Source organism: Thermodesulfobacterium hveragerdense DSM 12571, from assembly GCF_000423845.1.
GTDB lineage: Bacteria > Desulfobacterota > Thermodesulfobacteria > Thermodesulfobacteriales > Thermodesulfobacteriaceae > Thermodesulfobacterium > Thermodesulfobacterium hveragerdense.
In genome coordinates this window covers 38,561-60,278 of the sequence record NZ_AUIT01000010.1, presented here as the reverse complement: position 1 = coordinate 60,278, position 21,718 = coordinate 38,561, and the positions used below count along the sequence as shown (strand labels likewise).

Below are 21,718 nucleotides of genomic sequence, written 5' to 3'. Positions count from 1 at the left end.
TAAACATTTTAAAAGATGTTTTTACTACAAATTTTTAGAAATTATGGTAATTTAAAGAGTTATCATAATAAAATTTAGAAGGAAGGGTGGGGACAGTGAAAAGATTTAGGATTTTAAGTGGAATGCGTCCTACAGGTCCGCTTCATTTAGGACATCTTCATGGTGTTTTAAAAAATTGGTTGAGTTTCCAAGAAAATCATGAATGTTTTTACTTTGTGGCAGATTGGCATGCCCTAACTACAGAGTATGACTCTCCTCAAAAATTAAGAGGTTTTGTAAAAGAACTATTTTTAGAATGGCTGTCAGTAGGACTCTCCCCAGAAAAGAGCGTGATTTTTTTACAATCAGCCGTCAAAGAACATGCAGAACTTTCTTTGGTATTTTCTATGATTACTCCAGTAGCTTGGCTTGAAAGGAACCCCACTTATAAAGATATGGTGCAAAACCTTCAAAATAAAGATTTGACTACCTATGGTTTCTTAGGATATCCGGTTTTACAAGCAGCTGACATCTTAATCTATAAAGCAGAGAAAGTTCCTGTAGGTTTAGACCAGGTACCTCATTTAGAATTAACTAGAGAAATCGCAAGGAGGTTTAATTATTTGTATAATACTGAATTTTTCCCTGAACCTGAAGCCCTTTTATCTGAGGTACCCAAGATACCAGGAACAGACGGAAGAAAGATGAGTAAAAGTTATGGAAACGCTATTTTTTTAAATGATCCTCCTGAAGTAGTCAAGAAAAAGGTACTGTCTTATGTGACTGATATTCAGAGACCCAGAAAGTCTGATCCAGGAGATCCAGAAAATCGTTGTGTAGCGTATAATCTGATAAAAATTTATTTTTCTGAGGAAGAAAGGCAGGAAGTCGTAGAGGATTGTAAAAAGGCTAAGCTTGGATGTTTTGAATGTAAGCAAAGATTGGCGTCTAAAGTCATAGAAGGGTTAACTGAAATCTGGGAAAGACGTCTTGAGATAGAAAAAACAAACTGGGAAGAGCTATTGCAGGCAGGAATAGAAAAGGCAAGAAGTATAGCCAAAAAAACCATGGAAGAGGTTAACGAGTTATTGGGTTTCTCCTATAAGTTTTAAGAATTCTTCTTCGTTAATAATTTTTAGTCCAAGTTTTAAAGCCTTCTGATATTTAGACCCTGGTTCTTCTCCTACCACTACGTAGTCAACGTTTTTAGACACATGGTCTGAAACTTTACCTCCCAACTGTAAAACCTTAGATTTAGCTTGATCTCTGGTCATACTTTTTAAGGCACCTGTAAACACAAAGGTTAACCCTTCAAGTTTGGGAGTGACTTCTTCTTGTTTTTCTTCTTCCTCTTCAAAGGTAATTCCTGCTTCTAATAATCTTTTGATAATTTCTTGGTTGTGTTCGTTTTTAAAAAATTCTACTATAGATTTAGCTACTTCATAACCTACGCCCTCCACTGACATTAGGTCAGACATAGAGGCTTTCATAAGATTGTCTAAGGTTTTAAACTTTTTGGCTAAAAGTTGAGCCATTGCCTCTCCAACGTGCCTTATTCCTAAGGCATAAATAAAACGAGCTAACGTAGTTTTTTTACTTTTTTGGATGGCTTCATAGAGGTTTTTAGCTTTTTTATAAGCAAAGCCAGGTAATCGTAAAAAGTCTTCTAACCGAAGATAATAGAGATCCGCTACGTTTTCTACCAAACCTCTGTCTACCAGTTCTTTGCCAATCTTTTCTCCTAAGCCTTCTATATTCATCGCAAGTCTACTGGCAAAATGTAAAATTTTTCTTATCAAACTGGCGTAGCAATTAGGGTTAGGACATCTCCAGACAGCCTCGTCAGGCTTTTTGATTAGTTTAGTGTCACATCTTGGACACTCTGTAGGAAATTTAATTTCTTTTTCTTCTCCTGTCCTTCTTTCTTTTATTGGCATGATGATTTGAGGGATCACATCTCCTGCCCTCTGCACAAGTACCCAATCTCCAATCCTTATATCTAAGTTTTTGATGTAGTCTTCATTATGGAGGGTAGCTCGTTCTACGATAACACCTCCTATTTGTACAGGTTGTAATATAGCCACCGGAGTAATAGCACCGGTTCTTCCTACTTGGAAAACCACGTTTAAAAGTTTGGTAGTTACTTGAGTGGGTTGAAATTTATAAGCAACGGCATATCTTGGAGATCTTGCTTTGGTACCAAGTTTTTCCCACAGAGATAGATCGTTTACCTTGATTACAATACCGTCTATTTCATAAGGAAGTTCTTGTCTTTTCTTTTCCATTTCGTGATGATAGTCGATGGCTTCTCTGATATTTTTAACTAACTTTACCAGCGGGTTTACTTTTAAACCCCACTTAGGTAAGGTTTGAAGTATCTCCCATTGTGTTTTGAAGTTATAACCTTCGGCCTTTCCTACTCCATAACAGAAGATATCTAATTTTCTTTTGGCTGTAACCGAAGGATCAAGCTGACGTAAAGAGCCAGCAGCAGCATTTCTTGGGTTAGCAAAAGGAGTTTCTCCCTTTTTTATCCTTTCTTGATTGATCTTTTCAAATTCCTCCTTATTTAAATAAACCTCTCCTCTTACATCGATTCTTGGTGGTATTTCAGGGGCGTTTTCATCAAACTTTTTTAGTTTTAGAGGGATAGATTTAATGGTTTTGATGTTAGCAGTAACATCTTCTCCTACATATCCATCGCCCCTGGTAGCTCCTAATTTTAATATCCCTTCTTCGTAAACCAACTCTACCGCAAGACCATCTATTTTTGGCTCCACCGTATATTCTATCTGAGCCTCTTCAGGTAATCCCAGAAATTTTTTTACTCTTTTATCAAACTCTAATACTTCGTTTTTATCCATCGCATCATCCAGAGATAGCATTGGTTCTGCATGAGGAACTTCTTTAAATCCTTCTGCTGGTTTAAATCCTACTCTTTGGGTAGGAGAGTCTGGAGTAATCAATTCTGGATACCTTTCTTCTAACTCTTTAATTTCTCTCATTAACGCATCGTATTCAGCATCAGAAATAACAGGTGAATCAAGTACATAATAACGATAATTATGATACTCTATCTCTTCCCTAAGTTTTTTAACCCTTTCTATGATTTCCTGAGGGATGTGAGGATACTCTTTTTTCTCCTCTGGCATGATAAACCTCCGAAAATTGAAGTGTTTTTTGCTAATTTTATACCTTAAAATCGATAAAGACAACTTTTATCAAATGAAGACAGTTGTTCCAAGGTTTAGTTTTTAGGTTTTTTTTCTAAAATAAAGGTTTTCACTCTTGGCATTAATTATTAAGATGTTATAATTAACCACATGAGTGAGAAAAAGTATGGTGAATTAGCCATAGAACAGGCAGAACTTGAGCCTTGGCCTAATCCTTATCCTGACAGAGATTACACCATAACCATAACTTTTCCTGAGTTTACCTGCCTTTGCCCCAGGTCTGGATATCCAGATTTTGCCGTAATCAAGATCGAATATGTACCTAATGAAAAAATCGTTGAGCTTAGGTCGTTAAAGCTATGGCTTAACAAGTTCAGAAATCGCTACATCTCTCATGAAGCCGCTACCAACGAGATCTTCGATGCCCTCTGGAAGGCTTTAGAACCTAAAAAATTAAAAGTAATAGGGGATTTTCACCCCAGAGGAAACGTTCATACCGTCATAACCGTAGAAAAACCTTAAAATCCTAAAAAGAAGACCTTCCCAAAATAAGGCTATAAAGCTCTGTCTCTGTATCCACAGGATATTTTCCTCTTACTACTGTAAAATAAAGAAGATTATTATCGTATCCAATTCCGGTAATAAATCCTCTTTGAGCAGAAGTAAGGTTTTTATAATAATAGTTTCCTTCAAACCCTAAGACAAAAATCTGGGAAGTAGCGCTATCTAAAGGAAGGTATTTTAGATCTTTTTTAACGGTGTTTAAAGGAAACTCTGTTGAAGCAAAAAATACAAAGGTTTTACCGTTAGCATACTGAACCAGAGGGGAAACAAAGGGTAATACCACTTTTTTAACTACTTCTTGTCCCTTTTTCCCTTTTGTAAGCCTTATTTCATAAAAATGTTGGGCTATAGCATAAGGAGAAGTCCATTGAAGCTGATTGTTTTTATACACCCCTAATCTTCCGTCATCTAAGTAAGTTAAAATTTCAGGTTGTCCGTCCAGGTTAAAGTCTACAAAGCTGGTCCCTATATTTTGATATCCTTCAAAAAGGTTAAGTTTGTTGGCATAGATAAGCTGATTGTTCTCTCTTTTCAGAATAAATACCTCTTTCCCAAAAAAGGTTTCTGGGTCAAAGGTTTGTCCTAAAAGGGTATCTTTAATTCCTCTTGCAGTATAATCTACAAAGTTTAAAATCAGGTTGATATTGGTTATGACTGGGTTAAGTCCTTGATTAGTATAATATAAAATTTCACTTTTCATCCCAACTCTATCGTCGTATACGTTTAAAGCGATCCAACCAGTTGGTCCTACAGAAAAATTTACTATCTTTCCTGAAGCAGGTTTGTAATAGGCTAAAAGCCCTCCTTTTAGTTTGACGATAAAAAGTCCTTGTGAGTTAAAGTAAATCATTTCTGGGATTCCGTCGTTATCTATATCTGTAATTTCAGCTTGTACCACATCCCCTTTAGTTCTACCTATGATGGATGGTTGTACCACACCTAAGGGTTTAGGTTCTGCCTTAGGTTGGGAAGGCTTAAGATAGGGTAAGGTAGATACCTTTGAATAAGAAAGTCCTCCATAATATCTTATAAGGTCTAACTTTGAGTTATATACCTTTATGGTGTTTTCCTCTTCTACAAAGAGAAGGTCAAACTTTTCAGCTAATAAGTATTCAGGAGTTATTTGGTTAAATCTGAGATTAGGATCAAAAATTATAGTACAGTCTGGAAGGTTGTTTTTAAGGGTTAGAAAGAGATTTTCGTTGGGATTGGTATGTTCAATGATAACAAGAATTTTTAAGTCTGTATACCTGGTAATCGGCATAGGAACGGTTAAAGGCTCTTTTTGATAGATAACCTTTGCCATGGCAAAGTTTTCGTCTGTTCTGACAATTTCTATTTTAGCGACAGGTTCTTTTAGATATCCAAGGGTTTTCTGAGTTTCAGGGTGGACGATTTTTTTTCCTCTTTTATAAACCATAAAAATATCTTTATTTTTAACCCCTTGCACCAAACCTTTATCGATTATGAGCTCTCTTTCTTCTATACCGATAAGCAACCCGGGAAGAGGAGAAAAGTCTTTTTTGACCTGTTCATAAACTTCAGGGGGAAGACTGCTAAAACTGAGTTGGTAGGTAAAAAGAATAAAAAAGACTAAGGTTAAGACTTTAGATATGAACTTCATTGACTGTTTCCTCCTTTTGGGTTTTGATAGAGCAATTTTTCCAATTCTTCTCCTTCTAAAACTTCTTTTTCCATTAAAATCTTAACAATGGTTTCTAAAATTTCTATCCTTTCTGAAAGAATTTTAAGAGAAGTTTCGTAACAAGTTTTTAGAATTTGACTTATTTCTTGGTCTATAAGAGAGGCTATTTGTTCAGAAACCATTTCCCTTTCTTTAAAAGGGACATCTAAAAACAGATGTTCTCTTTTTCTAAAGGTTTGCGGTCCTAAGATGTCACTCATTCCGTAATCCATGACCATAGCTCTTGCTATTTCGGTAGCTCTTTCTAAATCGTTTTGAGCTCCTGTAGAAACCTCTTTAAAAAATAATTCTTCGGCAGCTCTACCACCTAAAAGTACAGAGATTTTGGCTAAAAGCTCAGTTTTGGTCATCAAATATCTTTCTTCAGTAGGAAGTTGCAAGGTGTAACCTAAGGCAGAAATACCTCTCGGGATGATAGAAATCCTGTGCACCTTTTCCTGGGGTGTTAACACCGAGGCTACCACCGCATGTCCTGCTTCATGATAGGCTATTCTGGTTTTTTCTTCGTGGGAGATATAACGGTTTTTCTTAGCAAGGCCTGCTATTACTCTATCGATAGCTTCCTCAAAGTCTTCCATCTCAACATAATTTTTGCCCTTTCTTGCGGCAAGCAAAGCTGCTTCGTTTACAACATTAGCAAGGTCTGCTCCCACCATCCCAGGTGTTCTTGCGGCAATAACCTTTAAGTCCACATCTGGACCAAGAGAGATATTTTTGCTGTGCAACCTAAGGATTTCTTCTCTCCCCTTTAAATCAGGTCTATCAACCACAACCACCCTGTCAAATCTTCCTGGACGGAGAAGGGCAGGGTCTAAAATTTCAGGACGGTTGGTGGCTGCAATGATGATGACTCCTTTTTTTGGGTCAAACCCATCCATTTCAGTAAGAAGCTGGGTCAGGGTATGCTCTCTTTCTTCAGTACCTCCTGCAGGAGAAATCCCTCTAACTCTTCCAACTGCATCTATTTCATCTATAAAAATGATACAAGGAGCCATTTTTTCTGCCTGAGAAAAAAGGTCTCTCACCCTGGCAGCTCCTACTCCCACAAACATTTCTACAAAAGAAGACCCTGAAATAGAAATAAAGGGGACACCTGCTTCACCTGCTACAGCTCTTGCAAGAAGGGTTTTTCCTGTACCAGGAGGACCTACTAATAATACTCCTTTCGGAATTTTGGCTCCAAGCTTGGTAAACCTTTCAGGATATTTCAAAAACTCTATGATTTCTTTTAGTTCTTCTACAGCCTCATCAACCCCAGCTACGTCCTTAAAGGTTACTTGTATTTCGTCTTCCACATAGATTTTAGCCTTACTTTTACCAAAACTGATGATCCCTCCGTCTGACGACGTAAACCGTTTAAAAAGGAAAAGCCAAAAGGCAATAAGTATTATCAACGGTATTAACCAGGAAAATAACCCAATCCAGTGGTTGTTCTCGGGTTTAACCTGATATCTGATCCCTTTTTCTTCAAGGAGTTTTAAAAGGTCAGGGTCCTCTGTTCTGTAGACTTTAAAAGAACTGGAAATCTTTACTGGTTTGTTTCTAATTTCATAAAGTTTATCTGCAGCTTGTCCACGGAAATCTCCTGTAATTTCAAGTTTTTTTAGGGTAAGATTGTCAACCAATCCAAACCTTACTAAGGTTTTAAACTCACTATAAGTAAGAAGCTCGTATTTGGGATAAAGTTTTTCAATCGCTACCACAGAAGTTAAAAGAATCAAAAAAGAAATGATAACTAAAACTAATTTTTGAGCCCTTTTCATCAGCTATTTTTAAGCGTACCTTGTCCTGTAGATTCTAAAACCGAAAGCCAGAATCGGCCATAAAGATTTACCTGTTTTCGTTTCTTAACCGCCTCTTTTATCGGTACATGGACAAACTGATCGTTGAGATAACTTATCATAAGACCGGTTTTTCCTGCCATACCAGCATGAACGGCATACTGAGCTAAAAATCCACAAAAGATTCTGTCTTCTGCGTTGGCAGGAACGCTTCTTATGATATAACTTGGGTCTATGTAACGTATGACCACAGGAAGCCCTTTTTGCTTAAAATATTCCTCGATTTTCTCCTTTAAAAACTTGCCTATATCTCCTAATTTTAGATTACCTGAAGCATCATATTCCGGAGGGTCTTTTTGTACATATTTTTGTCCAGCCCCTTCAGCCACCACTATAACCGCATGTTTTCTTGCTAACAATCTTTTTTCTAACTTACAAAGAAGTCCCTGAGGTCCTTCCAAGTCAAAATCCATCTCTGGAATAAGACAAAAGTTGACTTCTCTGGTAGCTAAGGTTGCTGCAGCAGCGATAAACCCTGAATGTCTTCCCATAAGTTTTACTAACCCTATACCATTAGGCACTCCGATAGCCTCTGTATGGGCGCATCTTATGGCATAACAAGCCATTTCTACCGCCGTGTTAAACCCAAAGGTTTTTGAAACTAACCAGATGTCGTTGTCTATCGTTTTAGGAACACAAACAATTCCTATTTTTACTCCTCTCCTATCTATCTCTTCTTTAATCTTGTTAGCTGCTCTAAAAGTACCATCCCCTCCTATCATAAATAAAAGGTTGATGTTTAACCTTTCAAGGGTGTCAACTATCTCTTCTACAGATTGATGTCCTCTGGAGGTACCAAGAAAGGTCCCTCCCATCGAATGAATGTCTTTTACCTTTTCTGGAGAAAGCTCTATCACTTCATGTCCATACCTTGGGATAAAACCTTGAAGCCCATACTTAAACCCTAAGATTTTATCAACTCCATAAGAATAATAAAGAGTCATAACTAAGGATCTTATAACATCGTTAATACCAGGACATAACCCCCCACAGGTTACTATACCTACTTTTAATTTAGACGGATCAAAATAGATATAAGGTCTTGGTCCAGCTACCTCTAAAGAAATAACTGATTTTTCTTGGGTTAGTTGAGCTTTTAAATAATCTACGTTAAGTCTTAAAGTTATTTTTGTAGTATCATCTACAAAACAACCTGGAGAAAGTGACATAGGATTGGGTATTTTACAAGGGCCTAAGGTTTCTATCTCAGTAGAAACTTCTTCAGTGATTTCTTCTAAAAATTCATAATAACAGAAGGGGTTTTTCATAGGTTCCCCTTTTTTAAAGTTTTTATTCTAACCCTTATAGCTTCTGCATGAGAAGGAAGGTTTTCAGTCTCAGCAAGAAGGATAACCTTAGAAGCTTCATTAACCAATGCCTCTTTTGAATACTGGATAAAGTTTATTTTTTTTAGAAACTTTTCTGGAGAAAGAGAAGAGGAAAATCTTGCAAGCCCCATAGTCGGTAAAACATGATTAGGCCCTGCTATATAGTCTCCTACAGCTTCTGGGGTAAAGGCACCTAAAAACACCGCCCCGGCATTTTTTATTTTAAAAAGATGATCCATAGGGTTTGTTATCATCAACTCTAAATGTTCAGGAGCGATGATATTAGCAAGATAAAAAGCTTCTTCAAGAGTTCTTACTTTAAAAACCGCACCTCTTTGTTTTAGGGCTTTTTCTGCTATCTCACTTCTTAATCCTTTCTTTAGAGCCAAAGGAAGAAGTTTTTTAACTTCTTTTATAAGAGAAGAAGAGGTAGTAACCAACACAGCGAGACTCATAGGGTCGTGCTCAGCCTGGGCAAGTAAGTCCCAAACCACAAACTCAGAGTTAGCGGTTTCGTCCGCTATTATTAAAACCTCACTTGGGCCTGCTAAGATATCGATGCCTACTTGAGACGAGACCAGTTTTTTAGCTATGGTAACATAGATATTACCTGGACCACAGATGACATCAACCTTAGGTAAAGTTTCTGTCCCATAGGCCAATCCAAAAATAGACCAAGGGCCACCTACTTTATAAATTTCATCTACTCCTGCTTCCTTAGCTGCAACAAGAAGTCCAGGATGTAAGCTTCCATCCTTTCGAGGAGGAGATACCATAACTATTCTTTTAACCCCTGCAAGCTTTGCAGGAACTGCTGTCATCACCACGGTAGAAATTAAAGGGGTTTCTCCTGAAGTACCTCCAGGTATATAAATTCCTGCCGCCTCTACCGGAGTAACCAACTGACCAAGAAGTACCTCTTTTTCCTGCTTAATAAACCAAGAAGTAGGTAAATGCTGACCATGGAAACGTTTAACCTTTCCTACTGCAAGCCTGATAGCACTGACAAGTTCTTCAGATACTTCTTGGTAAGCCTTTTCTATCTCTGTTTCTTTTACCTTAAGGTCTGATGGATTTAAAGAGACTTTATCAAAGATATGGGTATACTCTAAAAGAGCTTTGTCTCCAAACTTTTTTACCTTATCTCCTATAGACTTTACATATTTTTCTTTTTTAGTAGGAAAGGTTTCTACCCGGTTTAAAAGCTTATTGAGATAGGTTTCAGCTCTTTTAGAAGGATAGGAAAAAATTTTTAGAGGCATGTTATTTACCTCTTCTTACCAATTTTTGAAGGGTTTTTGCCAGGCCTCTTTAAGCTCTTTAAGAGGCTCTTTTATTAGCACCTTTTCTCCGAAACCTTTTATCATTAAGTAAGGTTCTTCGGTGGTTTCTCCTATCAAAGAACAAGGGACATCTTTCATCAAAGCTTCAAAATCTTTAGCTTTTTCTTTTTTTACCGTTACTACTATTCTCCCAGCACTTTCAGAAAATAGAATAAAATCTTCTCTTTTTTCTCCTTCATAAGGAACGGTCGTTAGGTCGATAAAAAGACCAAAACCACCAGAAAAAGCCTTCTCAGCAAGACATACCCCTAAACCACCGTCTGAAACGTCATGGGCAGAAGAAACAAGTCCTGAATAAATAGCATCTCTTAGTTTTAGGTAGAGTTTTTTGTTAAGGTAGGCATTAGGCTTGGGAACGACCCCTCCTTTTAGTCCAAGTAGACTGAAGTATTCTGACCCAGCAAGTTCTTCTTTGGTTATTCCTAAAAGGTAGACTAAATCTCCCGGAGCTTTCACTTCCATCGTTTGCGCTAAACCAACTTTAGGAATGGTTGCTACTACAGAAAAGAGTAGGGTAGGGGGTATGGAAATTTTAAGGGTCCCATCAGGAAGAATTACTCCTACACCATAAGGATTAGGTCCATCTGGTTTTAACCCTACATTCATTAGGTAGTCATTTTTCATAGAGTCTTTTCCTGAGATACAAGGGACTCCGTAAGCTTTGGTAAAATCATAGAGAGCCATGTTGGCCCTTACTAACTGAGCTAATTTATACCTTCCGTCAGGATTTTTTTCTCCTTCTATAGGGTCACACCAGCAGAAGTTGTCAAGACCTGCCATATGTTCTAAGTCAGCCCCCACACTTACAGCATTTCTTATAGCTTCATCTATAGCATTAGCTACCATCCAGTAGGTATCATAATCTGAAAACTTGGGACATATGCCGTGAGAAACTACTATTCCACGTTCAGAGGTTAGGTCATAACGGAGGATAGCGGCATCACTTGGACCGTCATTTTCAGCCCCTACTAAAGGTTTAATAACACTACCTCCTTGTACCTCATGGTCATACTGCCTGACTACGTATTCTTTAGAACAGATATTGTAAGAACTTAAAAGATTTTTAAGAACTTCTCCATAATTTTGAGGAGGTTCAAGATTTAACTTTTTCGGATATTGAGGGGTCTTCCATTCGGCAAAAAGTCTTAGTTGCGGTACCCCTTCATGTAAAAACTCTAAAGGTAAAAAGGCTACTGTTTTTTCTTGATACTTTACGTGGAAGTAACCAGAATCGTTAAAATTTCCTAAGACTGTCGCTAAAACCCCCATTTTTTCAGCCAACTCTAAAAACCTTCCGATTTTCTCTGGAGGAACAGCTAAGGTCATTCTTTCCTGACTTTCTGAAACTAAAATCTCCCAAGGTCTTAAACCAGGATATTTTAAAGGAGCTTTGGCTAAGTCTATTTCGGCCCCACCAGCTTCTTTAGCCATCTCTCCTACTGAGGAAGACAACCCTCCAGCACCATTGTCGGTTATAGAATTGTAAAGACCTTCTTTTCGTGCTTTTAAGATAAAATCAACCAATTTTTTTTGGGTAATAGGATCCCCTATTTGTACAGCTGTGGCTGGAGAACCTTCATGTAAAGCCTCTGAAGAAAAGGTAGCACCGTGAATTCCATCTTTACCTATCTTTCCACCTATCATCACTACTAAATCATTCGGGTTAGCCTTTTTTTTCCAAGAAGGTTTGTCGTTCAGATATAAAGGTAAAAGTCCACCTGTTCCGCAATAAACCAGAGGTTTACCTATATATCTTGGATCAAAAACGATAGAACCGTTTATCGTAGGAATACCACTCTGATTACCACCATGCTCTACCCCTTCTCTTACCCCTTCAAAAATTCTTTTGGGATGGAGTACCCTCGGAGGTAAAGGCTTGTCCCAATTAGGGGGAGCGAAACAAAAGACATCGGTGTTAAAGATTAGTTTAGCACCCATTCCTGTGCCCAAAGGATCTCTGTTAACCCCTACTATTCCTGTTAAAGCACCACCGTAGGGGTCAAGGGCTGAAGGGCTGTTATGGGTCTCTACTTTAAATGCTAAAGCCCAGTTTTCATCGAGTTTTATAACGCCTGCGTTATCTACAAAAACAGACAAACAAAAGTCCTTTTCTCCTTTTTCTTTACGAATTTCTTCGGTAGAAGTTTTGATATAGGTCTTAAAAAGACTATCAATCTCTTTTTCTTGCCCAGTATCTAAATCTTTGTAAAAAATTTTGGCGTTAAAAATCTTATGTTTGCAATGTTCAGACCAGGTTTGAGCAAGACTTTCCAACTCAACATCGGTAATCTCTTCGTTAAGCCCAACTTCCTTTCTTTTTTGGATGAACTCTGGATCAGAAAAAAAACTTTGGATCTTTTTCATTTCTTCTAAATTTAAGGCTAAAAGTCTTTGCTTGGAAAGATTTAATAAGTGTTCGTCTGAAAAAGATTTTAAGTCAAAAGTGTTAACTAAAGGAGGAAAATATTCAGTGACCCTTGGAACAGGATAAGTAAATCCAATTTTTTCTAAAAATTCTTCTTTAGAAAGAATAAACCATCTTTCTATAAGCTCGTTAGCCAAAAGTTCTTTAGCAATTTTTTCTATGTCTTTCCTTAAAAGTTTTCCTTTAATCAGGAATTGTTTAGCAAAATAAACCCCCTCTTTTTGTGAATCTAAGGGTCTTTCAATAAGGTAGGAAAGAGCTTCTTCGGCTGTCTTCCCTTCGTTATCTGTAACTCCTGGCCTGTATCCGATTTCTAAAGCCCAATCGAAATCATACTGGAGCTTTAACCCTATCGGATGGTTAAGGGTGTAAGTTTGAATTACCGGATCACAAAGGGCAGACTGAGCAAATTTTTCTAAAACATCAAGGGAAAAATCCCCTTCTACCAAGTAGACTTTGATAAATTTAACAGCTTCAACCTCAAGATTAAGGTCTGTAGCGATCTTCTTTTGGACTTTTAGACCAAAAACGTCTTTAATTTCAGGTTTAACCGCTACTTCTATTCTTATGGCTTTCATAGATTTTGAATATATCATTTTTTGCTATTTTTTTCAATCCCTGCAAGTGGAGGTTTGTGGAATATTTTGATTATTATATCTTTAAAGTTTTTCCAACGTTCTTTAAGGCTTGACTAAACGGTAGAAAGGTTTATTTTAAAATCGTTTTAGTTAAAGTTTTTTAAAAGGAGGGAGTTAAGCTCCATGCCTATCTATGAGTTTAAATGCGAAGAATGTGGAGAGGTCTTTGAAGAGCTTGTTTTAAAACCTACAGAAGAAGTAAGATGTAAAAAATGTAAAAGCCCAAAAGTTACTAAACTTATTTCACAAGTAGCTTTTAAATCAGGTTCTAAGTTTGTAAGCTCATCTGGTTCTGCTTGCGCCACCTGTAAAGGTGGAAGTTGCAGTAGCTGTGGATAAATTCGTCTATCGGAGGGTTTGTGAAAATAAAAGTTGGTACCAGAGGAAGTAAGTTAGCTTTAGCTCAAACCGATTGGGTAATAGAGCGTCTTAAACGGTTTTTCCCCCACATTCACCTTGAAAAGGTAATCATCAAGACCACAGGAGATAAAATTTTAGACTCCCCTCTGAGTAAAATAGGAGGAAAAGGCCTTTTTGTTAAGGAGATAGAAGAGGCTCTTTTAAGAAAGGAGATAGATTTGGCAGTTCATAGTCTTAAAGATGTTCCTTCGGTGCTGGCTGATGGTTTAGAATTAGGTTGTATTCCTGAAAGAGAGTCTCCTTTTGATGTTTGGATTTCAGATCGGGATTTTTTAGACCTTCCATCTAAATCAAGAGTAGGAACAAGTAGTCTAAGAAGGATGTCGCAGCTTAAAAAACTCAGAAAGGATTTAGAAATTTTACCTCTAAGAGGAAATGTAGATACCCGTTTAAGAAAATGGAAAGAAGGTCAGTTTGCAGGGATTGTGCTTGCTGAGGCTGGTTTAAAAAGGTTAAATCTTTGCATAGAATATAAAAGATTTTCTATAGAAGAAATGGTTCCAGCTGTAGGTCAAGGAGCTTTAGCTGTAGAGATAAGAAAGGACGACTTAGATATAAAAAATTTGCTTTCCTGTATTCATCATGAGCCTACAGAGATATGTATAAGGGCTGAGCGGTCCTTTTTAAAAACTTTGGAAGGTGGCTGTCAAGTTCCTCTTGGAGCCTATGCTTGGTTAGAAGGAAACGAAATTTTTATGGTGGGTTTTATAAGTGATTTAGAAGGAGAAAGGTTCTACAAACAGGTTGAAAAGGGGGAGGTCGAAAATCCAGAAATCTTAGGGGAAAGGCTTGCAAAGTGTCTTCTTTCTTTAGGAGGAGAAAAGATTTTATCCGAAATATATCAAAGCAGCTAAACAAGGAGATAAAACATGACTCAAGGAAAGGTATATCTGGTAGGTGCTGGTCCAGGAGATCCACATCTTTTTACACTTAAAGGAAAAAGAATTTTAGAACAAGCAGAGGTAGTGGTATATGACTATTTAGCTAACCCCAAACTTCTTTCTTTTTGTAAAGAAGAGGCTGAAAAGATTTATGTAGGTAAAAAAGGAGGAGAACACACATTACCACAGGAAGAAATCAATAAACTTTTAGTAAAAAAAGCCAAGGAAGGGAAAAAAGTCGTAAGGCTTAAAGGGGGAGATCCTTTTCTTTTTGGTAGAGGTGGTGAAGAGTTAGAGGAGCTTGTTAAAGAGGGTATTCCTTTTGAGGTAGTTCCTGGTATTACCTCTGCGATTGCAGTCCCGGCTTATGCTGGGATTCCTGTTACCCATCGTGACTATACCTCTACCTTAGCCATCATCACCGGACATGAGGCAGAAGGAAAACCTGAAAGTAAAATCGATTTTAAAGCTTTAGCTAAACTTGGAACTTTAGTTTTTTTGATGGGGGTTAAAAATCTTAAATATATCGTCGAAAATTTGATAAAAGAAGGCAAAGACCCTAAAACCCCAGTAGCTTTGATCCAGTGGGGAACCCTTCCTAAGCAAAAAGTAGTTACCGGATGTTTAGAAAACATCGTAGCCGAGGTAGAAAGGGTAGGGCTAAAACCTCCGGCTATCATCGTAGTAGGAGAGGTGGTAAAACTAAGACCTCAATTTAACTGGTTTGAAAGGAAACCTCTTTTTGGTAAAAGAATAGCGGTTACACGTACCAGAGAACAGGCAAGTAAACTTTCTTCTTTGCTTGAAGAACTTGGGGCAGAGGTGGTAGAGTTGCCTTTGATAAAGGTTGTACCAGTTTATAACACCGAATTTTTAGAAAGATTAACCCTTTATGATTGGCTGGTTTTTACCTCTGAAAACGGGGTTAGGTTTTTTATAAAAGCTCTGTTAGAAACCGAAAGGGATTTGAGGGCTTTAAAGGATTTAAAAATAGCTGTAATAGGAAAGGCAACGGCTGAGGCTTTAGAAGGTTGGGGTATTAAGGCTGACCTTATTCCTGAAAAAAACTTTACCCAAGAGGGGCTTTTAGAAGCTTTTTCAAAAATACCTATGAAAGGAAAGAAGGTGCTTATTGCACGGGCTAAAGAAGCCAGAGATGTGTTACCTAAAGGGTTAGAAGAACTTGGAGCCATCGTAGACATAGTTTCAATCTATCAAACCGTACTTCCTGAAGAAACAAAAAATGCGTTTAAAGAAGAGTTAAAACAGGGGGTAGACGTCATAACTTTTACCAGTTCTTCTACGGTTAAGAATTTCTTTAGGCTTTTGTTAGAATTAGAACAAGAAGGAGACTTAAAAAATACGCTTTTTGCTTCTATTGGCCCTATTACCTCTCAAGAACTTATAAAGCATGGTGTTACCCCACAGATAGAGGCTAAAGAATATACCATACCAGGTCTGGTAGAGGCAATTTTAACTTATTTTACAGATAAAACCGTTTAAAAAGTGGAGGGAGTGATGAATGAAGAAATAAAAAGGGCATTAGAGCTCATTAAAAGGGGAACGGTTGATTTGATAGAAGAAGATGAGTTAATAAAAAAACTTGAGAAGTCTTATAAAGAGGGACGTCCTCTTAGGATAAAAGCAGGGTTTGACCCTACAGCTCCGGACCTTCACCTTGGGCATACGGTACTTTTAAGGAAGATGAAACAATTCCAGGACCTTGGCCATGAAGTCTATTTTTTAATAGGTGATTTTACTGCTATGATAGGGGACCCAACTGGTAGGTCTGAAACCCGTCCTCCTCTTACTAAAGAACAGGTTTTAGAGAACGCTAAAACCTACAAAGAACAGGTTTTTAAGATTTTAGACCCAGAAAAAACGAAGATTGTGTTTAACAGTCAATGGTTGTCTAAAATGACTGCTGAAGACATGATTAGGTTATGTGCTAAATATACCGTTGCAAGGATCTTAGAAAGAGAGGACTTTAAAAAAAGGTTTGAAAGTGGACTTCCTATAAGTATTCATGAGCTTATTTATCCTCTTTTTCAGGCCTATGATTCAGTAGCACTTGAGGCAGACGTAGAATTAGGAGGTACCGACCAACTTTTTAACCTATTGATAGGAAGAGACATTCAAAGAGAATATGACCAAGAACCTCAGGTTATTCTTACCTTACCTATATTAGAGGGGCTTGATGGTGTCCAAAAGATGAGTAAAAGCCTTGGTAACTACGTAGGAATTATGGAACCACCTTATGAAATGTTTGGAAAACTTATGTCTATACCAGATGAGCTTATGTGGAAATACTATCTACTTCTTACCGAATTTTCAGAAGAAGAGATTGATAACATGAAAGCTTCTGTAGAGAAAGGAGAGTTACATCCTAAGGAAGTAAAAAAGAGGTTGGCCAAGCATATCGTTACCCAGTTTCATTCAAAAGAGGCAGCCCTTAAGGCAGAAGAAGAGTTTGAAAGAGTGTTTAGTAAAAAAGAGCTACCTACCGAGGTGCCTACGGTAGTAATCCCAGCAGGCAAGGTATGGGTACCGGGACTTTTAAAAGATCAAGGCTTAGTAAAGAGTAACTCTGAGGCCCGGCGTCTTATAGCTCAAAGGGCTATAGATTTAAATAAAGAGGTTTTGACTCAAGAGGAACTAAATCTTTCACCAGGGGAGTATACATTTAGGATAGGGAAAAAGAAGTTTTTAAAAGTAATTGTAAATTAGGTCAAGTCTTTATCATTTTTGTTGTTTTATTTTAAGTAGCAGTAAACTTTTGCCCTGCTTTCAAGCAGGGTTAAATGGGACTATCAGCCTTTTTTAAGACACTCGATGATAAAATCGCATTTAGGTTCTTTTTCATCAGGTACTTGACTGACCATTACTTTTTGTGTGTTGAGAGACCGACAAAAGGGGCAGGTTATGGTTTTTGACATAAAAAAAAGCTCGCTATCAGGGAAAACCTTGTCAAAGGTACGCCTGCATTTAAAACATTTTACTGTAACTACTATCATCTAATTTTTACTCAAGCTTTTTATACTTTAAAAATATTTTAAACCAACTTTATGATAGTATCAAGATAAGAACAGAGATTTTATTAACCATAGAAATTTATATACTTAAAATTTGTACTAAAGCCTTTATGATACTAAATTTTTAGAAAAAGTTTAATAAAGGCTATAATAATTTGGGACCGATTGGTGGGGATAATTTTTTTAATTTTTAATGTTATAGACTTTAAACATGCTAAACGTGTATTAAAATTTTAGACAAAACCAAAAATATAAAGAGGAGGCATGGGATATAACGTATTTGGATATACCGTAGGTTTAAAGCCAAGTGAGTTAAAAAACTTAGAAAGGTTCTATAGAAGGAGGGTTCCTTCTGCGTCTATTATTTCTCATGAATTGGCAAGAGAACTGGCTAAGGTTTCAGCAGACCTAAACCGTCAGGTCGGCCTTCTTATTAACCGAAAGGGTGAGATAGATTATGTGATAGTGGGTACGTTTAACCGGATTGAAATCCCAGAATTAAGAGGATATCGTGATCACATCGCAAGGTTAAAGGGTTTACGGTTTGTTCATACCCATCTTTTAACCTCTAAAACCACACATTCTGAGCTTGATCAGGATGATTTGATAGACCTTGCTCTTTTAAGACTTGATTTAATAGGGGCTTTAGAGGTTAATCCAAACGGAGAACCAGGTAAAATTCATATAGCTCATATTATCCCTAATCCAGAGTTTTTTGCAGGAGGGTCTCTTTCAGACAAAGAAAATCAGTTTTTTTATTTTTTAAGACCATGTTATGTTTGGGAGTTAAAAGAAAACTTTTTAGAGCTAATAAAAAACTTAGAGGATGAGCTTGAACGGGTAAAACCACTTAAGGAGGTAGAGGAACAAAAAGATAGGGCTATTCTTATTTTTTTAAGAGAACATAACGATCCTCATTTAGAGGGAAGGGCATTTGAGTTAAGAGAGTTAGCCCGTACCGCAGGGGTAACGGTGGTAGGAGAAATAGTTCAGAAAAAGACAAGTCCAGACCCAAGATATGTAATAGGAAAAGGAAAACTGCTTGAGCTGATGATCCTTGCCTTGCGAAACCGTGCTAATCTTTTGATTTTTGACCGGGAGCTTACCCCCTCTCAAGTAAGAGCCATTACTGAGAGTACTGATTTAAGGGTTATAGACCGAACTCAACTTATTTTAGATATCTTTGCTCAACGAGCAAAGTCTAAAGAGGGAAAAATCCAGGTAGAAATAGCTCAGTTGAAATACACTCTCCCAAGACTTAGGGCTAAGGACGATGCTTTTTCCAGACTTACCGGAGGTATAGGAGGTAGAGGTCCAGGAGAGACTAAGTTAGAAATAGATAAAAGAAGGATAAAGGACCGTATTGCTAAGTTAGAAAGGGAGTTAGAAAAGATTTCTCAAGAAAGAGATATAAAAAGAAAACGCAGGAAAAAATTAGCCTTTAAGACCGTTGCCTTAATAGGTTATACCAATGCAGGCAAAACTACCTTGTTTAATACTTTGGCAAAAAGTCAATACCTGGCAGAAGATAAACTTTTTGCTACTCTTGATCCTGTAACCAAAGCTATAAGAACCCCAAACAATCAAGTATTTCTTATCACAGACACCGTAGGTTTTATAAGAAACCTACCAGAAGACCTTAAAAAAGCCTTTAAAGCCACCCTTGAAGAATTATACTCAGCAGACTTATTGCTTCACGTCGTAGACATAAGTAACCCAGATTTTGAAAACCAAATAGAAACCGTAAACCAGATTTTAGAAGAGATGGAACTTTTACATTATCCTTTGTTGATGGTTTTTAACAAAATTGACCTTTTACCTCCTTCAGAGCTTCAACTACTAAAAGCCCTCTCTAATCGATATCAAGCCATTCCTATCTCAGCTAAAAAAGGAGATAACCTTGACCTACTTTTAACAAAAATAGAAGAAAAGTTGTTTAAACCTCCTCTTGAGTATCCAAAGGAAGAGGGGCTTGAGCCTGTTTCCTTGGAAGAGGAAAATCCATCCAAAGATCCTCTAACGCATAAACTTGACGTATAGGTTCGTAAAAAAGATGGACTATAACAGAATCAAAGTCAAGAATTATCCATTGTCCCAGCTCAGCTCCTTCTATACCTAAAGGCTCGATACCTATTTTTTCTAATTCAAACAAAACATGGTCTGAAAGTCCTTGAGTATGTTTGGTTGAATGGGCACTACATATGATAAAATAGTCAGCATAATCTACTTTATCCTTCACATCAATAAGCACTATGTTTTCTGCTTTTTTATCTTCAAGTAAGTTTAAGATTACCTCTGCCAATACCTTGCTTTCCATTTTCTATACCTTCCCTTCAGAAACTAATTTAGCAAAAAGTTCAAAACTTCTATTATAGGTTTTTTCATACTCAGGTGGAAAAAAACAAGCTGGTAGTTGTCTCATCTTTCTATGGTAATGTAAACATTCACAACAAATCCCCTTTTTAGGACATGGATCATAAGAGCAATTACAATTTTTAAGGTTTTTATCCCTATTACATTCCATAAGCCTACTCCTATCTTTTTTATTCAACTGTTACGCTTTTGGCTAAGTTTCTTGGTTTATCTACGTCACAACCTCTTAAAGTAGCTATTTCATAGGCTAAAAGTTGAAGAGGAACTACATAAAAAATAGGTAAAAATTCATAGAAAGTCAAGGGAACTTCTATGTATTCGTCAGAAATTTTTTGGAATTCTTTGGCCCCTTCGGTTACCAATGAGATAATAGGCCCTCTACGTGACCTTACTTCTTCAGCGTTAGACAAAGTTTTTTCGTAAACAATGCCCGTTTCTTTGGCTGCAAGGATTACAGTAGGAACTTTTTCCTCTATCAGGGCTATGGGTCCATGTTTCATCTCACCTGCTGCATAACCCTCTGCATGGATATAAGATATTTCTTTAAGTTTTAACGCACCTTCTAAGGCTATAGGATAAAGGATGTTTCTTCCTAAATAAAGTGCATTTTGTGCTTGATACCACTTTTGAGCCAAAGTTTTAACTTTAGGATGGACCTTTTCGATAAAAATTTTCAGTTGAGATGATAGTTTTATCAAGGCCTCAATTTTTTGTTTTTTTTCATTTTCTCCGAATAATAGCTGTTTTAGATAAAAGGTAAAGAGGATAAAGGTTAAAACCTGAGTAGAAAAAGCCTTAGTAGAAGCCACACTTATTTCAGGCCCAGCTTTAGTATATAATACAACCTCGCTTTCTCTGGCGATAGTACTTCCTACCACATTACAGATAGAAAGGGTTTTAGCACCTTTCTCTTTAGCTAAACGTAAACTGGCAAGGGTATCAGCTGTTTCTCCTGATTGTGAAATTCCTATGAAAAGGGTTTTCTCATCCAAGATAGGATTTCTATACCTAAATTCAGAGGCAATGTCTACCTCTACAGGAAGACCTAACTCTTTTTCTATGAGATATTTTGCCACCAATCCAGCATGATAAGAGGTACCACAAGCAACGATATAAAATCGCTGTATTCCCTTTAAAAATTTTAGGTCTAATCCTTCCTGAGAAAAATCAATCTGGTTTTTATCCAAATCAATCCTTCCTAACATCGTGTTTTTTATGGCTTCAGGTTGCTCATAGATTTCTTTTAGCATAAAGTGGTCAAAACCACCCTTTTCAGCTGAGGCTATATCCCAGGTCACATGATATGGGGCTCTTGCAACAGGATTGCCTGATAAATCATAGATTTCTACTTGATATTTGCTCAGGATAGCTACTTCCCCGTCGTTTAAAAACAAAACTTCTTTAGTAAAAGGTAAAAGGGCAGGGATGTCAGAGGCTATAAAGTTTTCTTGTTGCCCTAAACCTATTACTACAGGACTTTGGTTTCTTCCAACCAAGATGAAATCTGGATTTTCTTTATGAATCAAAGCCACAGCATAGGCACCTTTTAGTTCTTTTAGAGCCTTAAAAAACGCCTCTTTAAGTGGTATCCCTTGGTTTAAAAAATCTTCTATTAAGTGCACGATTACTTCAGTATCAGTTGCTGAGTAAAACTTATGACCTTTAGCTATAAGTTTAGTCTTTAACTCATAGTAATTTTCTATGATGCCGTTGTGCACCAAGGCTAAAGATTTGTGACAGTCAAAATGAGGATGGGCGTTTTCGTCAGAAGGTTCTCCATGGGTAGCCCATCTGGTATGTCCTAACCCAGGAGCTTTAGCTTTCTTAGGGAAATCATTAAAGAGTTTTTCTTCTAAGTTTAAGATTTTTCCTTTAGTCTTAACTATTTTTATTTCTTCATCTTCTAAAAACACTATCCCTGCTGAATCATAACCCCTGTATTCAAGCCTTCTTAAACCTTCCAACAAAACAGGAATGATCGGTCTATCTCCTATATACCCTATTATTCCGCACATA

The 21,718-nt window shown here is 37.2% G+C and carries 16 protein-coding genes; 7 read left to right on the top strand and 9 right to left on the bottom strand.

Going from position 1 to position 21,718, the window contains the following annotated elements; all coding sequences use genetic code 11:
• Nucleotides 1–95 precede the first annotated feature (95 nt).
• A complete protein-coding gene (gene trpS / locus G580_RS0104715; RefSeq protein WP_028841242.1) occupies nt 96–1,091 on the top strand; it encodes a tryptophan--tRNA ligase in 996 nt (331 codons plus the stop codon).
• Here trpS and ligA read toward each other — a convergent pair.
• A complete protein-coding gene (gene ligA, locus G580_RS0104710) occupies nt 1,065–3,131 on the bottom strand; it encodes an NAD-dependent DNA ligase LigA (protein ID WP_083960802.1) in 2,067 nt (688 codons plus the stop codon). The two genes, trpS and ligA, sit on opposite strands and share 27 nt — an antisense overlap.
• Nucleotides 3,132–3,302: 171 nt before the next feature.
• Between ligA and queF the strand changes: the two genes are divergently transcribed.
• Entirely contained in the window at nt 3,303–3,674 is a 372-nt protein-coding gene (gene queF, locus G580_RS0104705) for a preQ(1) synthase (protein ID WP_028841240.1), read from the top strand.
• A gap of 4 nt (nt 3,675–3,678) precedes the next feature.
• Here queF and G580_RS0104700 read toward each other — a convergent pair whose 3' ends face one another.
• Genes G580_RS0104700 through G580_RS0104680 form a run of 5 tightly spaced genes read right to left on the bottom strand, consistent with a single transcriptional unit; the run spans nt 3,679 to nt 12,954 of the window.
• On the bottom strand, nt 3,679–5,340 hold the full coding sequence (locus G580_RS0104700; protein ID WP_028841239.1) for a hypothetical protein: 1,662 nt from the start codon (nt 5,338–5,340) through the stop codon (nt 3,679–3,681).
• Nucleotides 5,337–7,184, bottom strand: a complete 1,848-nt coding sequence (gene ftsH, locus G580_RS10030; RefSeq protein WP_038041585.1) for an ATP-dependent zinc metalloprotease FtsH — start codon at nt 7,182–7,184, stop codon at nt 5,337–5,339. The genes G580_RS0104700 and ftsH overlap by 4 nt, the downstream gene beginning before the upstream one ends.
• Nucleotides 7,184–8,530 (bottom strand): ATP-dependent 6-phosphofructokinase, encoded by a 1,347-nt coding sequence (locus G580_RS0104690; RefSeq protein ID WP_083960801.1) that lies wholly within the window; start codon nt 8,528–8,530, stop codon nt 7,184–7,186. The genes ftsH and G580_RS0104690 overlap by 1 nt, the downstream gene beginning before the upstream one ends.
• Nucleotides 8,527–9,852, bottom strand: a complete 1,326-nt coding sequence (gene hisD / locus G580_RS0104685; RefSeq protein WP_028841237.1) for a histidinol dehydrogenase — start codon at nt 9,850–9,852, stop codon at nt 8,527–8,529. Before hisD ends, G580_RS0104690 begins: the two co-directional genes overlap by 4 nt.
• 15 nt (nt 9,853–9,867) lie before the next feature.
• Nucleotides 9,868–12,954 carry an AIR synthase-related protein gene (locus G580_RS0104680; RefSeq protein ID WP_245542843.1) on the bottom strand — a complete coding sequence of 1,029 codons (3,087 nt, stop codon included), beginning with the start codon at nt 12,952–12,954 and terminating at the stop codon, nt 9,868–9,870.
• Nucleotides 12,955–13,119: 165 nt separating this feature from the next.
• On the opposite strand from G580_RS0104680, the gene G580_RS0104675 reads away from it, so the two are divergent.
• The 5 genes from G580_RS0104675 to hflX all read left to right on the top strand — a co-directional run bounded on the left by G580_RS0104675 (nt 13,120) and on the right by hflX (nt 19,369).
• Nucleotides 13,120–13,335, top strand: a complete 216-nt coding sequence (locus tag G580_RS0104675) for an FmdB family zinc ribbon protein (protein ID WP_028841235.1) — start codon at nt 13,120–13,122, stop codon at nt 13,333–13,335.
• 20 nt (nt 13,336–13,355) lie between these two features.
• Nucleotides 13,356–14,270 carry a hydroxymethylbilane synthase gene (gene hemC / locus G580_RS0104670; RefSeq protein WP_028841234.1) on the top strand — a complete coding sequence of 305 codons (915 nt, stop codon included), beginning with the start codon at nt 13,356–13,358 and terminating at the stop codon, nt 14,268–14,270.
• A 15-nt stretch (nt 14,271–14,285) separates the two neighbouring features.
• Nucleotides 14,286–15,800, top strand: coding sequence for a uroporphyrinogen-III C-methyltransferase (cobA, locus tag G580_RS0104665; RefSeq protein WP_028841233.1), 1,515 nt, complete (start codon nt 14,286–14,288; stop codon nt 15,798–15,800).
• A 15-nt stretch (nt 15,801–15,815) separates the two neighbouring features.
• On the top strand, nt 15,816–17,024 hold the full coding sequence (gene tyrS / locus G580_RS0104660) for a tyrosine--tRNA ligase (protein ID WP_028841232.1): 1,209 nt from the start codon (nt 15,816–15,818) through the stop codon (nt 17,022–17,024).
• Between the two features lie 569 nt (nt 17,025–17,593).
• Complete coding sequence (hflX, locus tag G580_RS0104650) at nt 17,594–19,369, top strand: GTPase HflX (RefSeq protein ID WP_028841230.1); 1,776 nt, start codon at nt 17,594–17,596, stop codon at nt 19,367–19,369.
• Here the strand turns inward: hflX and rsfS are convergent.
• From rsfS to glmS, 3 genes are read right to left on the bottom strand one after another with little or no spacing between them, the layout of a single operon-like run.
• Nucleotides 19,266–19,646: a ribosome silencing factor gene (rsfS, locus tag G580_RS0104645; RefSeq protein WP_028841229.1), complete on the bottom strand. Its 381-nt coding sequence runs from the start codon at nt 19,644–19,646 to the stop codon at nt 19,266–19,268. The two genes, hflX and rsfS, sit on opposite strands and share 104 nt — an antisense overlap.
• A 3-nt stretch (nt 19,647–19,649) precedes the next feature.
• Complete coding sequence (locus G580_RS0104640; RefSeq protein WP_028841228.1) at nt 19,650–19,853, bottom strand: DUF6485 family protein; 204 nt, start codon at nt 19,851–19,853, stop codon at nt 19,650–19,652.
• Nucleotides 19,854–19,872: 19 nt separating this feature from the next.
• Entirely contained in the window at nt 19,873–21,717 is a 1,845-nt protein-coding gene (glmS, locus tag G580_RS0104635; protein WP_028841227.1) for a glutamine--fructose-6-phosphate transaminase (isomerizing), read from the bottom strand.
• Nucleotide 21,718: the final 1 nt, after the last annotated feature.